This is a genomic window from Streptomyces sp. NPDC003248 (genome assembly GCF_055563235.1).
The window spans coordinates 213,383-227,779 of record NZ_JBVHDT010000009.1; the positions used below are offsets into that span (position 1 = coordinate 213,383).

At 69.2% G+C, this 14,397-nt stretch carries 11 protein-coding genes; 9 read left to right on the plus strand and 2 right to left on the minus strand.

Going from position 1 to position 14,397, the window contains the following annotated elements:
- The first annotated feature begins 11 nt into the window (after positions 1-11).
- The 5 genes from ACZ3KJ_RS22305 (at position 12) to ACZ3KJ_RS22325 (ending at position 7,286) form a co-directional block, all read left to right on the plus strand.
- Positions 12-800, plus strand: coding sequence for a 3-deoxy-manno-octulosonate cytidylyltransferase (locus ACZ3KJ_RS22305; protein ID WP_467529350.1), 789 nt, complete (start codon positions 12-14; stop codon positions 798-800).
- A 460-nt stretch (positions 801-1,260) separates the two neighbouring features.
- The gene (locus tag ACZ3KJ_RS22310; RefSeq protein WP_467529352.1) at positions 1,261-3,249 is read left to right on the plus strand and encodes an ATP-binding cassette domain-containing protein; all 1,989 of its coding nucleotides are present in this window, start codon (positions 1,261-1,263) and stop codon (positions 3,247-3,249) included.
- The gene (gene fxlM / locus ACZ3KJ_RS22315) at positions 3,246-5,174 is read left to right on the plus strand and encodes a methyltransferase, FxLD system (protein WP_467529353.1); all 1,929 of its coding nucleotides are present in this window, start codon (positions 3,246-3,248) and stop codon (positions 5,172-5,174) included. The genes ACZ3KJ_RS22310 and fxlM overlap by 4 nt, the downstream gene beginning before the upstream one ends.
- Before the next feature lie 22 nt (positions 5,175-5,196).
- On the plus strand, positions 5,197-6,381 hold the full coding sequence (locus ACZ3KJ_RS22320; RefSeq protein ID WP_467529469.1) for a bifunctional class I SAM-dependent methyltransferase/NUDIX hydrolase: 1,185 nt from the start codon (positions 5,197-5,199) through the stop codon (positions 6,379-6,381).
- Positions 6,382-6,449: 68 nt separating this feature from the next.
- Positions 6,450-7,286 carry a GNAT family N-acetyltransferase gene (locus ACZ3KJ_RS22325; protein WP_344016356.1) on the plus strand — a complete coding sequence of 279 codons (837 nt, stop codon included), beginning with the start codon at positions 6,450-6,452 and terminating at the stop codon, positions 7,284-7,286.
- Between the two features lie 260 nt (positions 7,287-7,546).
- Here ACZ3KJ_RS22325 and ACZ3KJ_RS22330 read toward each other — a convergent pair whose 3' ends face one another.
- Together ACZ3KJ_RS22330 and ACZ3KJ_RS22335 are read right to left on the minus strand one after the other, a co-directional pair.
- The gene (locus ACZ3KJ_RS22330; RefSeq protein WP_467529355.1) at positions 7,547-7,834 is read right to left on the minus strand and encodes an acyl-CoA thioesterase; all 288 of its coding nucleotides are present in this window, start codon (positions 7,832-7,834) and stop codon (positions 7,547-7,549) included.
- A gap of 94 nt (positions 7,835-7,928) precedes the next feature.
- Complete coding sequence (locus ACZ3KJ_RS22335; RefSeq protein ID WP_467529357.1) at positions 7,929-9,320, minus strand: helix-turn-helix transcriptional regulator; 1,392 nt, start codon at positions 9,318-9,320, stop codon at positions 7,929-7,931.
- Positions 9,321-10,665: 1,345 nt separating this feature from the next.
- Here ACZ3KJ_RS22335 and ACZ3KJ_RS22340 point away from each other — a divergent pair.
- The 4 genes from ACZ3KJ_RS22340 to ACZ3KJ_RS22355 all read left to right on the plus strand — a co-directional run.
- Entirely contained in the window at positions 10,666-11,577 is a 912-nt protein-coding gene (locus ACZ3KJ_RS22340) for a helix-turn-helix domain-containing protein (protein WP_467529359.1), read from the plus strand.
- A 3-nt stretch (positions 11,578-11,580) separates the two neighbouring features.
- Positions 11,581-12,264, plus strand: coding sequence for a zinc finger domain-containing protein (locus ACZ3KJ_RS22345; protein ID WP_467529361.1), 684 nt, complete (start codon positions 11,581-11,583; stop codon positions 12,262-12,264).
- A gap of 158 nt (positions 12,265-12,422) precedes the next feature.
- A complete protein-coding gene (locus ACZ3KJ_RS22350) occupies positions 12,423-13,067 on the plus strand; it encodes a WhiB family transcriptional regulator (RefSeq protein ID WP_467529362.1) in 645 nt (214 codons plus the stop codon).
- Between the two features lie 151 nt (positions 13,068-13,218).
- On the plus strand, positions 13,219-14,397 hold a 1,179-nt coding region (locus tag ACZ3KJ_RS22355), incomplete at its 3' end, for a hypothetical protein (RefSeq protein ID WP_467529364.1).

Consider the following 14,397-nt stretch of genomic DNA (forward strand, 5'->3'; position numbering starts at 1 on the left):
GGGAGTACGCCGTGGCAGTCACCACCGCCGCACCGCCGAGCACCGCGCGCCGTCACCACATAGCGGTCATCCCGTGCCGCTGGGGAGCCTCCCGATTTCCAGGAAAGCCCCTTGCGCAGCTCGGGGACAAGCCGCTGCTGTGGCACGTCCACCAGCGCTGCCTGGAGGCAGAGCGCCTCGACGGGGTGGTGGTCGCCACCGATGATGAGCGCATCGAGGAGGTGTGCCACCGCCTGGGCATCGAGTGCATGCGGACCGGAGAACACCTCACCGGCACGGACCGCGTCGCGGAGTGCGCAGAACGCCTGCCCGCAGACGCCTACATCAACGTCCAGGGGGACGAGCCGTTCATCTCCCCCACCGCGATTGACGCTGTCTCCCGAGCCATGGAGCACCTGGCACCCAGAGCCCTGGCAGTGAACGCATACACAGAGCTGGACGACGCCGGCGCCGTCCTGGACCACAACGTCGTCAAGGTCGTCGTCGACGCCGAGCACAACGCCCTCATGTTCTCCCGGCAGCCGATCCCCTACCCGCGCGGTGACCGGCCGAGGTACCTGCGTCAGCTCGGTCTCTACGGCTTCACCCGAACGGCCCTCGACACGTTCCGGCGTCTCCCTCAGGGGCCGCTGGAACGTACCGAAGGCGTGGAGATGCTGCGCTTCATCGAGCATGGCCACGACGTACGGATGCTCGGCGTCGCGGACGATGGGTTGGCGGTCGACACTCCCGAGGACCTCGCGAGGGCCGGCACCTTGTTGCGGACTCACACCGCGCGGGCGATCGCCCGCTTCTCCTGATGACCGCGGTCGACCGCCAGTCCCTGGATCCGGCGCTCTGCTCACACGCTTCGACGAGACCGCGCCCGTCCCCGGCGCCGCAGCAGCATGCTCGGCGTTTTGGCCACCGCCGCTCCGACCCCTGACCCAGGGGCCGCAAGGATCGATGCCACCCGCAAGCTCCGGCGCGCGCTGAATCCCAGGGTTACCAACACGACCGAAACACATGTGTTCGAAATTGCGGCCGGCTCGTTGAGCCACACGAACCAGCCGCACAACCGTCAAGGGGGACCACGTTGACTTCGGCCAGAACACCAGCACATGCGACTCCCCATAACGTGGCACGAGGGGATGGGTACTCGTACCGTGACGAGTCCAGCGGCATGGCCTCTGTGCGGATGATCACGGTCGCCACCATGGCGCGGGGGCTGCCCACGCCGGCTCTCCGGTCGCTGAGCTGCTCCGAGCCGGGAGGCGCCCGGTGAAGAGGTTCTTCGGACGCGTGCGGATGGCGGAGCCGGAGGTCTCCGACGCCGAGGAGGAACTCTTCGGCGGTCCTTTGCGCTACGACCTGGGCTGGTCGGAACACGAGCGTGCCCGGCTGGACTTAACGATGATGTCGGCTCTGCGCTCCATGCCCGGTCTGGTCGGGGCGACCTTGCGGATGGCGTGGCGTGCCGACCGCCGCGCGCTGCTCACGGTCGCCGTCAGCGAAATCGGGCAGGGTGTCGCCGCGGCGGTCGGGTTGCTCGCGGTCAACGCCGTCATGCACGCGCTGCTCGACTCGGGCACCCCCGAGCAGCGGCTGCACGCGGTGCTGCCGGGCCTGGTCGCCGCCGCAGCAGCGGCCGTGGTCAACTCGGGTCTGGCCGGCTGGTCCACCTCGCGGGCGGGCCGGCTGGAGCCGCTGGTCGAGCGGATCGCCACGACCCAGTACCTGGCCGCAGCCGCGTCGGTGGAGCTGGAGGCCATCGAGGACCCGGAGTTCCGACGCCTGATCGATGTCGCCCAGTACGGCGCCGCATCCGCCCGCCGCATGATCAGCGCCTGCGTGGCCGCGCTGAACGGCACCATCTCCCTGATCTCCACGGCCAGCGTCCTCACCATCCTCCACCCGGTGCTGCTGCCGCTGCTGATCCTGATCGCGGCGCCGCGCGGCTGGGGCGCGATGCGGGTGGCGCAGGAACGGTACGTGTCGGTGATGACCTGGGTCGAGCACGTACGGGCCAGCCGCCTCATCGGGAACCTGCTCACCGAGCGCTCCGCCGCGCAGGAGGTGCGCATCCATGCCGTCGGGCCGTTCCTGCTCAGCCGCTACGAGCGGATGGCCGAGAGCGCCGAGGCCGAGCAGGAGCGGCTGGCCGTCGGCAAGGCGGTCACCGAGTGGGTGGCCGCCGCGTTGTCCGGGCTCGCCATGGCGGCGACGTACGCGGCCATGTTCTGGCTGATCATGAGTGGGCATATGAGTCTGGCCGTGGCCGGGACCGCCGTCATCGCCGTCCGGTCCGGCTCGGCGAGCCTGGGCGCGCTGGTGATGAACATCAACCAGCTGCACGAGGAGTCCCTCTACGTCCGCGACCACGCCCGGTTCCTGGACGAGGCGGCGCGGCGCACCATTCCCAGCGGGGGCGATCCCGTTCCGACGCGGGTGAGGCAGGTCGCTCTGGAAAAAGTGAGCTACCGCTACCCGGACCGGGAAGCCCCCGCCCTGGACGAGGTCTCCCTCACGCTGCCCATGGGCTCGGTCACCGCCGTGGTCGGCGAGAACGGCTCAGGCAAGAGCACTCTGATGAAGGTGTTGTCGGGCCTGTTGCTGCCGCAGAGCGGGATCGTGTGGTGGGGAGAAGCGGACATCGCTTCCCTGGACCGCTCCGAGGTCTTCGACCGCGTCTCACTGCTCACCCAGGACTTCCAACGCTGGCCCGTGACAGCGGCGTTGAACATCCGGATCGGCCGGCCCGCCCGGCCGGCCGATCCCGAGCACCTGCAGCCTTCGGTGGACTACGCGGGTGCCGGACCGGTCATCGCAAAACTTCCCGAAGGGCTGCGCACCCTGCTGGCCCGGATGTTCCGCGGCGCGAGCGAACTGTCCGGCGGCGAGTGGCAGAAGATCGGGCTCGCCCGGACCCACTGGCGCAGCGCCACCTCGGATGCCGACGGCGTGCTCATCGTGGACGAGCCCACCTCCGCCCTCGACCCGGAAGCGGAGATCGCCGCCTTCGACCGCATCCGCCGGCTCGCCGCCCCGAACCGGGCCGTCGTCCTGGTCACCCACCGCATGTCCGGCGTCCGCCATGCCGACCGCATCTACGTCCTGCACCACGGACGCCTCGTCGAGCACGGCAGCCACGACGAACTCATGGCCGCCCAAGGCCGCTACGCCTCGATGTTCGACGCGCAAGCCGCCCAGTACGCCCCCGCGGGCACCATCCCCCGCCCCGGCTCCCCCACCATCGCAGATCCCGCATGACCCGCTCGAAAGGCCCCCAGGTGACGACTCCCCCCACGACCGCACAGGAACACGATCCCAGTGCACTGCGGCACCGGCTCGTCGGCCAGCTCCTCGCGGCTGGCCACGTCCGCACCGCCACTGTCGAGGCCGCCCTGCGCAGGGTTCCCCGCCATGCTTTCGCACCGGAAGTGCCCGTTAAGACCGCGTACGCCGATGACATCATCCCCACACGCCACACGCCCGACGGCCGGATCAGCAGCTCCGTCAGCGCACCGTGGCTCCAGGCCGTCATGCTCGAATCGGCCCGCCTCCGGCCTGGCCACCATGTCCTGGAGGTCGGCTCAGGCGGTTACAACGCCGCCTTGATCGCCGAACTGGTCGGCCCGACCGGACAGGCCACCACCGTCGACATCGACCCAGACGTCACCGACCGCGCCGCCCGCTTCCTCGCCGCCGCCGGATACGACCGTGTCCGTGTCCTCACCGCGGACGCCGAGTATCTGCCCGCCGATGTCGTCCCCGAAGGCGGATTCGACGCGGTGATCGTCACGGTCGACACCTGGGATCTGCCGTGGATCACCATGGTCGCGGAGGGCGGACGCCTCGTCGCCCCGCTACGCCTCCACCAGTACGTTTGGTCCATTGGGTTCACGAAACACGACGGTGCACTCATCAGTGAGGAGCCACTCACCGTGTGCGGCTTCGTCCCCATGCAAGGCGCCGGCGCATGGGAACCGAATCTACGCACCATCCCAGGCTGCGGCATCCGCCTTGCCTTCGAGGACGGAACACCCATGCCCGTCGACCAGCTGGCCCCGGCCTTCGACATGGCGCCCTCAACGGTCCGTACGCACGTCACCGTCGGGGGTGAGGAACCCTTCGACTCCCTCACCCTCTATCTGGCCGGGGCTCTCCCCGGCTTCTGCCGCCTGCCCGTCGACCCGGACCACCACACCGGCCTCATCAGTCCCCCACCCCCGCACTGGCCCGGCGCGGCCATGGTGCGTGGGAGGTCACTCGCCCGTCTGGCACACGAGCGGATCGGAGACGGCGAAAATGGCAACGGCGCCTACGAGTTCGTCATCCACGGCTACGGACCGGCCGGTCACCTGGCGGCCACAGAAATGGCCGAGCACGTCCGGCACTGGCAGCGCAACCACCGCGCCGCACCCTGCCCGCACATCACGGTCCAGCCCAAGGACGCCACCGGACCGACCGGCGCCTATACCGACGGCCTGCACGTGTTCCATAAGAAACACACGCGGATCAAGATCGACTGGCCCGTCATTCCCGGCGAAGCAGCGCCTGCAGCCCTTGCCGACGCCCAAGACCATGAGCCCTGCTGTTCTGCCCGCTCGCAAAGCGGCCGAGTGGCGACCGTGCCGGCCACCGCCGACTACTGGGAGCCGCTCTGGGCCGGCGGACGCCGGTATCGCGAGGTCACCAGCGCCGAGGCAGCGATGCTGGCCGATCATGTCGGACCGGGCCACGGACGCCCGGCACTCGACATCGGCACCGGCGAGGGTTCACTCGCCCGCCACCTTCACCAGCTCGGTTACCGCACCATCGGCATCGACTTCGCGCCCAGCGCCATCGCCGCGGCCCGCAACACCCAGCGGGGCGACGGGCCGGCCTGGCACCTGATGGACTTCGTCTCCGACGACCTCAGCGCCCTGCCGGATGCCGCGTATGCGATCGTCACCTGCCGCCTGGTCTACCGGTGGATCGACGACAAGGCGGCCTTCCTCGACCGCGTCCGACAGGTCCTGGCGCCCGGCGGGACCTTCTGGGTCGTCACCGAACTCGCCGGCCGCCGCGAGGAGGACGATCCGTACAGGCACCTCGGTATCACACCCGCCGAGGCCGAAATCCTCACCGCGGGCTGGTCCGTAGTACGCACCGCCGATCTCGACGTGCTGCGCTGCTATGCACTCCGCCCCTGAACTGAGCACGGAGGTCGACGTGTTGGACATCGAGCATCAGAACCGCCTCGCCTGGGACACCTATGGAAAGCACCACCTGGAGCGCGCCACTCCCCTGCCGGAAGTGGAACGGATCAGCTGGGGCCCTGCAGCGAACGGGCCCGGGGACGCCCTCCTCGGGGACGTCGAGGGCCTGCGGGTCCTGGACATCGGCTGCGGCCCTGGTCGGCACGCCGCCCACCTGGCCCGCACCTACGGAGCGCAGGTGGACGGCGTCGATGCTTCCCTCAGCCAAATCGAGAGAGCGCGTGCCCGCTACCCCGATGTACCGGACCTGCGGCTGGTGCACGCCGACGCTGTCGAGTACCTGGGCACGACAGCCCCGTACGACGTGATCTACTCCCTCAGCACCTTCCACTTCCTCGACCCGCACCGGCTCTTGCCCGCCCTGTCGACCGCCGTCAAACCGGGCGGACGGCTGTACTTCACCGTGCTGCACACCAACTCCGATGGCGACGGCCCCACCTCGACCGTCACCCCACGCCCGGAGATCCTGCGCATGGCCGGCGGCGACGATCTCACGGTGCACATGTGGGTGCTCACACCCGAGTTGTGGGAAGACCTGCTCGTGCACTACGGGTTCCGCGTGCAGGGCATCACCGTCCTCGACGCGCCGGAGAGGAACAACCACGCCTCCTACCGACTGTTCCAGGTCCACCGGCCGGCCCGGATCACCGCCCGTCCCCGCACCGCGAAGCCACCCGTCGCCCATGCGGCCGTCGGCGCCGGCGCAGTGCTCCTCGGACCCGAGGGCCTCCTCCTCGGCCGACACCGGCTGGGCACACGGGAGCTGCCCGGCGGGACCGTGGAGCCGGGCGAGTCACTGCACGAGGCAGTCGTGCGCGAACTCGCCGAGGAGACCGGTCTGTGCGCCGACCCGGCCGACGTCCGTCTTCTCGGCATGTTCCTCGACCAGGTCGGCGACGTCGTCCGCATCACCTTCGGCGCGCTCGTCACCCACTGGCAAGGCGAGCCGGCCGACCAGCCTGGCGAGAGTGTCGGAGACTGGCGCTGGTGGCCGCTGGATGCCCTGCCGCCGGACCTGTTCGAATGCAGCGCCCAGATCCTCACAACCTGGCGCCCGGACCTCCCCATCGACCACGCCCCCGCCCGCTTCTCGCCCATCACCGACCCGCACACGACCGCCTCCGCGTCATCCCAGCCCTGACTGAGGCGGGCCTCACCCGGTGAACCCCCTACCGCCTCACCCATCGCCGAATCAACAGGACCGATCCCGTGACCACTCCACGCCGTGCCACGCCCGCCGATGCCGAAGGCATCACCCGCCTGCGGTCCGAGCTGATCCTCTCCCAGCCGCTCACCCCTGACTGGCTGGCCCTGTGCCGAGACCAACTGACCGAACGCCTCGAGGCTCACGGCGATGCCCGGGCCTACGTCGTCGAAGCACCCGAGGGAGGACTCGTCACCTGCGCCCTGGCACTCGTCAGCCCCGTACTGCCCGCAGCCCGGTATCCCAAGGGACTGGCCGCACGCATCCAAGCCGTGGCCACCCGGCCCGGGTACCGACGTCGCGGCTACGCCAAAGCCGCCCTCACCGCGCTCCTCAACGACCTGGAGCAGGAAGACATCACCCTTTTCGAACTGCACGCCAGTGACGAATCCAGGTCTCTGTACGAGGGGCTCGGATTCGTCAGCGATCCAGCACTGATGCGCAGAACCGCACTACCTCCGCAATCTCGCGGTCAGCACAGGTGCGGCGCTCTGACCGACGACTGGGACACGATCCAGCGTCTGGCCGACACGTTCAGCCGTCTCGATGCCGAGAACGGACTCGCGCCAGAGGAGCAATGGACCCTGCAAGTGCTCAAGCTCGCCGAAGAGGTCGGCGAGGCCGCGCAGGCCGTCATCGGAGCCCGGGGCACCAACCCGAGAAAAGGGCACAGCCACACGTGGACAGACGTCCAAGACGAGGTGGCCGACGCTGTCATCACCGGCATGGTCGCCCTCGCACGACTGCGTCCCGACGCACGTGAATACTTCACGGCCGTCCTGGCCCGAAAAGCCGCGAAGTTCCTTCCATCACAGGATTCCGGCGACGAGCTGCTTCGCTGACGTAGCCCTGCCACGTGCTCCCGCTTCTCGACGTGCTCAACCGCCTCTCCCGGCAGTGACGGATGCGGCCAGAGACGCATGGGCCCCGGCTAGACGTCGTCAGCCGGGGCCTGCATGCATGTAGAGACAGCTCAGCGGTTCAGGACTCGGTGTAGCGAGCGAGGAAGTCCAGCTCGGCTTGAGAGATCCGCCGCGGCCTGCCGGTCTCCAGGTTGTACGCGGCCATCAAGGTCGTGGCTTCGGCATACAGATGGTCCGCGTCACGGATTTCGTAGGCAAGTTCCAGCCTCGCCCCCCCGACAGGTGACGACCCTGACGTGCACTTCAACGGGCTCCTCGCAGTAGGACAGGGGAGCGCGGTAGTCCACGATGGAGCGGCTGACCACGAATGCGTGCTGGCGGCGGCCGGCTTCGTCGGTGGGCAGCATCTCCTGGAACATCCGGGTCCTCGCCTCCTCCATGTACCGGGGGAAGAGTGCGTTATTGACGTGCCCGTACGCGTCCGCGTCGGCCCAGCGCAACGGGAGGGCATAGGTGTACTTCTTCACGAGAAAGGTCTTCCTGTATGTGGGGGGCAGATGGCATGGGGGCCACTGATGCTGTCGGCGGGCGGCTCTGAGCGAGGCCATCCATCTCGGTCCTTCAGCCTGCCATGCAGCTCTTCGGCGACTCGGCATTGCCTTCCTGAACCTGCTGCAGGACATCGCGGAGCACACGCTGCTCGGTGTCGCGCTCGTCGAGGAGCTGCCCGATGCGAACGCTTGCCGCCGCAGGATCGGCCGGCAGCGCAGCGCGCACCAGCTGACGCATCTCAAGGAGGCACGCGCCTTCGATCGTGTGCCTGGGCACGCGAGCGATAACGGTGGCCGGTGAGACATGGGTGACGGACCAGCAGCCGGTGGTCTCTTCTGTGGCCCACACCACGGTGCGCTTGTCCGGGGAAAGCGTCAGATGGACGTCGGGACCCACGGTTCTGCTGATGGCCGGCAGGGGGACGCCGTTCTCACCCGCCAGCGCTGCCGCTTCGTCTGCAGTGGCGACGACCATGCGAGACGCGAGGGTTGCCGCCTCCCTTCGCCAGCGGGTGGCGGCGTCTTCGGCCGCGCGGTTCTGCGCGTGCCGCTGGGCCGTCGCCACGTCCTCTTCGTTCGCGGTCATGGTTGCCCAGGCATCGCGGACGCCGCCGAGGGCGTCGCGCTCCTCGTCGCCATGGCCCTCAACCCAGGTGATCACAACGAAGCGGCAGTCGGGCATCGACGCGGGATAGAGGACGTGGCTGACGACCTCGATCGTCTCCCAGTCCAGCGTCGGCACGTTCATCCGGAAGACATGGCCATCGCGTGTCTCCCCCATATCGTGCTCGGTCTCCCAGACGTGCCGCACGTCGGGGTCCTTCTTGACGTCCTCGATCAGCCGGCGCAGCTCGGCGTCATTCGGCCTGGTGGCCTGGGCGAACTTGAGGATCTTCACGTACGCCGAGGCGTGCTTGTCCCAGTCCTGGTACTGGGCGCGGGCCTCCGGCGTCGTCAGAGCCCACCGAATGAGATTCGCGCCCGGCTCCATCACCCACGGCCACCACTCCGCCATGGCGGTGTTGAAGGCCAGGATGTTCCAGTGCTGGTCACACAGGTACGCGGGGCTGGGCATCTGCCGGTCGATGAGCAGACGCAAAGCCTGTTGCAGCTCCGGCTGGCTGGACCCACTCGGCGGAACGAGCATCGAGCCGACGTTGTAGAGCAGCAGTGCGTGACGCTCATCGCGGTCCAGCCGAAGTAGCCCGGAAAGGGCCTCGCACTGCGTGCGGGACAGTCGGGGCGGTGTCGCACCACGTTCGATCTTGCGATACGTGCGCTCGCTCATGCCCAGAGCCCTGGCCGTCCGATACTGGGTTACCCCTGCCGCCTTGCGCCACCTGCGCAGGAGGGCACCAAAGCCCATGTAGTGGCCGGCCAACTGCTGTCCGCTGCCGTCGCGCTCCGAAATCTGCCCGCCCGTAGCGTCATTCCCGCTGGGCTTTTGTTCCTGCGTGACCACGAAAATCCTGCCTTTGACTCTCAGGAGACGCAACGTTCTGGGCGCACATAAGGGCCCAGCGGCAGCGAATGCGCTGGACCCGCCCTTCGCCTCCCGGAAGAACCATACGCAATCCTTAACGATCTTGAACCGGGTGGGTCGCCCGCGAAAGGCGGCCACATGGTTCAACGTCGAACAAATGAGGCGCGACATGGTGGCACGTTCACGCCCTAAACGGACATGCCTCAAGGTCCACTCCTTGAGGTGGCCGGTAAATCGGCAAAACGTTGCCGCTTTTCGCTGAGCGGAGCGATGAACGGTCTAGACCACACTTCTTAGCGGACATTCGGTTGGCACCGCTGCTGGCATTTCCCTTACCTGATACGTGAGTTACGGCGTCGTAGGTACGCACCAACTACTGCAACACCCTGGCCACCTACCCCCACAAACTGGACAAATGATCGCCGTTGACGGGGTCGGACGGGCTTGACTTAAATCGCTCTGGCCAGCAGTTCCGCTCATCAATGTGGCATGAGACACAAGGGGGTCGCAGTGAGGATCATGTCCAAGACGCTCGGGTCCTTCGATCTGTGTCCACCGCTTAGCCGGTTGCTTGTCGACGTCGACGACGACCCGGAACATCCGTCGAGCCGGCCCACTGAAACAACAACCCGAAGCCGGATAGCGGTACGCGCAGCGCGACGGTTATTGATTCGCCATTCGGTGCTATGAGGGCGACGACAAGCGCCGGAATTGACCACCTCATATTTTCTGCGCAGATGTTAGCGCCTCGAATTACGGCTTCGTGTCTATGAGTACTGCCGGTAATCGCGGCAGTCGCCCCGCAGCGGCTCAGCAGTACATGGTCGATCGCCACCAGTCGACCGGACGTGCGACCTCGTCACTCTCTGCAACAAGTACAGAGTTTTAGAGCCAACTCTGGGTCTTGACACGGGTCGGTGCGTATGTTCGTCGTCCCCCGGGCACCCCGCCTGGTGCCCATCGAGCGTGAGGAGGAGGGCAGGAACCCAACGACTCGCGCAGGTCCGTATACAGCGACGGCGCCCAGGAGCGGCTACTCCTGGACGCCGAACGCGTAGCGGCACGTACCGCCCCGATCCGGCCCGGCTAGGCCAGAGAGGGCGGAGATTGCCCACCATCACCACGCTGATCCCTTTCCGACGGGCGCTTCAGCGTGGCAACACTGCAAAGTGGATTCTTCCATGCCTCCCGCCATACGCAAAAGGCCCCGTCATCCGGCCTGCGCGGCATCGGCTCTCGCCCTGGCGTCGCATCGCTTGGGCACGCTGCACGCCAGCCCGGCGTCGGTGAACAGCCGGCCGGGCGTCGCGGCCGGGGGTGTCCGATGAGCGTCAACGCACGCGAGTGGGTGTGGGAGCACAGCTCCAGCCGGGGCACCGCGCGGCTGGTCTTGCTGTCGATCGCCGACCGGGTCGCCGACGACAGGTGCGTCGCCTGGGCCTCGCTGACGAGTCTGGTGCAGAGAACGAACGCCAGCCGGACGGCAGTGAGGGACGCGCTGGTCGCGCTCGACAAGAGCGGCGAGCTGAGGGTGCTGGGGCACCTGGAGGGCCCGCAACGGACCACGGTGTACCGGCTGCCCCGGGCTGCCGCGTGGCTGGCGAAGGTCGCCGACGCTCGACGTGAGGACCCGGAGGCGTACGTCGACCCACCGACCGACTCCGATCCGGTGCCCAAGCTGGACGAGGAGGCCGAGAAGGGCCTGCGGCGGTACGGGATCTGCCCCAAGAAGGGTGCGGAATCTGGCCCCTCCCGCCGGAATCCGGCCGGTACGGAATCCGGCCCCTCGCGTCGGAATCTGACCCCCCGACGTGCCGGAATCCGACCCCAGCACGGTACGGAATCCGACACACAGAACCGTAGAGAACCTAAGTTGAACCGGAATGGCAGCAGTAGTGGTGCTGCCGTCACCTCGGCTGCCGACTGGCAGGTCGACCCAGCCAGCCACACCTGGGCCCGCCAGCAAGGCCACCTCGACCGCCTCGGCGAGGAGGGCCTGCGAACAGCCGACGCAAAGTGGCGCGCCCACCGCGCCGGGCACACCCCCCGACCGCCCGCTGCCTGGGCTGCCGACTGGCGCTCCTGGATCGCCCGGGAGCACGCTCCGGCCCGCCCGAAGCTCTACGCCATACCTGGCAGCGGACACGCCCCGACGGGCGGCATGACCCGCGCCGAGGCCCATACCGCCGCTCTCCTCGCCGCCCTCAACGAGCCGACGCCGACCGGAACGGAGTAGCCCATGGACCGCCGCGAAACTGCCGCCCTGCTGGCCTACATCGGCCGACTCGATCCCCGCACCATCCGCACCGACCAGGGCGAAGCCCGTGGCCAGCTCGCCCAGTGGCACGAGCTGCTGGACGAGGTACCGCTGGCCACGCCGCACGGCTGGGACGCCTGCGTCGTCGCCCGCCGCCACATCCGCGTCTCGCCGTACCAGATCCTGCCCGCGGACATCGCCCGCCCGTGGGAGAGCTACAAGCGCGACCGCCTGCACCGGCACACCGACCCCACCCCGTCGGCCGACCCCGACGACCAGGCGGCATGGACCGCTGAGCTGGTCGGCACCCGCCGTGCGGTCGCCACCGGCTCCGCCCAGCCGGTGATGTACCGGCAGCTGGCCGCAAGCCGTGTCAGCCCGAGGCTGGAAGCCCGGCTGAAGGAAGTCGGCTCCTGCATTCCGCCGGAGGCCAGGGCTGCCCTCGCGCCCTTCCGTCGCGCCCGCGCCGCCCGCGAGGCAGCCCTCGCCCAGGGCCAGCCCGACGCTCTCTCGGTGCGCTGCGATTGGTGCGAGGCACCGGTCGGCGAGCCGTGCCGCCGCCGGCGCGTCGACCCCGACGGTTTCGCACGCGGTAGCGCCCCGCGGGCCACCCCGCATCACTGCCGCCTGGACCTCGCCGCCGCCCAGCACGCGGCCTTGGCCTGACCGACTCGCACGACGGTGCACCGTCCGGTGCACCCGCGCAACACCACCGTCCCGCCCCTGCTGCCGCGCCCCTGTCCCGCGCCGCAGCAGGCGCCCGACGCCGCGTCCACCCACGCCGACCTGCTGTCGGCCGGCGCGGCAGCACACCGGAGACCACCTTGCGCCACATCACCATCCACACCACGCCGGCCACCGGCCTGCGCGGCATCGGCGACACCAGCTGGCAGCCCCACGGCGCCTGCCACGGCATGGACCCCGATGACGCCGACGCCACCTTCTTTCCCCTGCCCCGGGACTACGAGGCCATCGCCGACGCGAAGGAACTCTGCGCCATGTGCCCCGTGCGCCGCGACTGCCTCAACTACGCCTTGGAGAACGACCTCAAGGAGGGCGTCTGGGGCGGGCTGACCGCTGAAGAACGCGAACCCTGGCACAAGGGACTGCCCCATCGCCTCGACTACAGCCGCGTGGTCGCCTTCTTCAACGGCCGCGACGTCCACCTCACCGAGGCCGAGCGGCAGGTCGTCATCGACCACGCCTACGTCCGCGGATGGCGCCCCGACCGGCTCGCCGTCGCTCTGCAGATCGGCACCAAGCACGCCCGGGACCTGCTGCGGCAGGCCGCCAACAAGGTCTTCGACCGCGACCGCACCCTCGGCGTACCTCGTCGCAAGGACGCAAAGAGGAAGGCCGCACCCAGCAAGGCCAGCCGACCTGGGTCCGCCCGGCCCGCCACACAGCAGCCCGTCACCCGCCCGGTGGCGCCGGCCTCGGCGCACCCCCCTCTCGGAAAGGCCGCATGACCCACCCTTCCTGTCCCTCGGTGCGAGCCCCGACCTCTCCCACCTGCTCGCCCTCGGCGTCCCCGCCGCCGCGCTGGCCCTGGCCCTGGTCGGCTGGGCGTTCCGGCGACGGGCACAGAACCCGCAGAAACGACTCGGCACTGCCGCGGTCGTGGTCGCCGCCCTGGCCGCGCTCGGCTGCACCGCCTACAGCGCCGACACCAGCTGGCGCTTCGCCACCGACTATCTCAACATCGCCGGCACGGCCGAACGCGCCAGCATGTTCGCCGCCGCGGAACTGGGCCTGTTCGCCACCGCCCTGATGGCCCGGCAGAACCTGAACACCCAGGGCGCTCCTGGACTGCCGGGCACCTTGGTGTGGCTCATCACCGGAGTACAAGTGATCCCCGCTTACGCCGAGAGCGGTCCCGTAGGAGGCACTGTCCGCGCCTTCGTCGGACCGGTGATGGCGGCGATGCTCTGGCACCTGGCCATGGGCATCGAGCTGCGCCTGCGCACCCCTGGTGCCGCCTCCCACGGCCTGATCGCCACTCTCGGGCGAGAAGCACGCGAGCGCCTGCTGTCCCGACTTGGCATCGCCGCCCGGGACCGCGACGCTGCGCAGATCAGCCGTGACCGCGCCACCGCCCGCGCCGTGGCCCTGGCCACCCGGCTTGCCGAACTCACAGCCGAGCAGCGGCAGAGTCGACGGGGTCGGCGCCTGACCCGGCGGCTGTCGATAGCGATCGGCCGGGCCTCGGTCGCCACCGTCCCCGCCCAGCGAGCCGAGCTGCTGGCCCAGCTTGCCGCCCGCCGACACGCGCTCGCGCTCGCCACCGTCCCGCTGCCCTCCCCATGGTCCCCACCGCGCTCCGGCGAGATGGCGACCACGGTCCCCGCCGCTAGCACCGAGAGCAGCTCGGCCAACCACGGTCCCCACATCGTCGTCACTCGGAACGGGGACCGGGGACTGCAACCTCACCGGAGACCAGACACCGAGAACGCCAAGCAGCACCCCGGGACCGAGGACCGGGCAGCGGGGACCGAGGCGGGGACCGAGGACCGAGGCTCGATTCACGGGACCCACGAGCCGGGGACCAAGGCAGTGAACGCGGAGCCCGGTGAGGAGCACGAGAGCCGCTTGGGGACCGGCCTCCTGGTCGATGAAGTGCCTGCACAACGCCCTGAATGGCACCGGGGACCGGGGACCGACGAGTCGGTGACCGACACCACCGGGGACCGGGGACCGAACGACACGGTGACCGACACCACCGGGGACCGGGGACCGAACGACACGGTGACCGACACCACCGGGGACCGGGGACCGAACGACACGGTGACCGACACCACC

Coding starts and splice junctions, on each gene's coding strand:
- fxlM (WP_467529353.1), top strand. CDS start 3,246: ATGACCCGCTCGAAAGGCCCCCAGGTGACGACTCCCCCCACGACCGCA.
- ACZ3KJ_RS22340 (WP_467529359.1), top strand. CDS start 10,666: ATGAGCGTCAACGCACGCGAGTGGGTGTGGGAGCACAGCTCCAGCCGG.
- ACZ3KJ_RS22345 (WP_467529361.1), top strand. CDS start 11,581: ATGGACCGCCGCGAAACTGCCGCCCTGCTGGCCTACATCGGCCGACTC.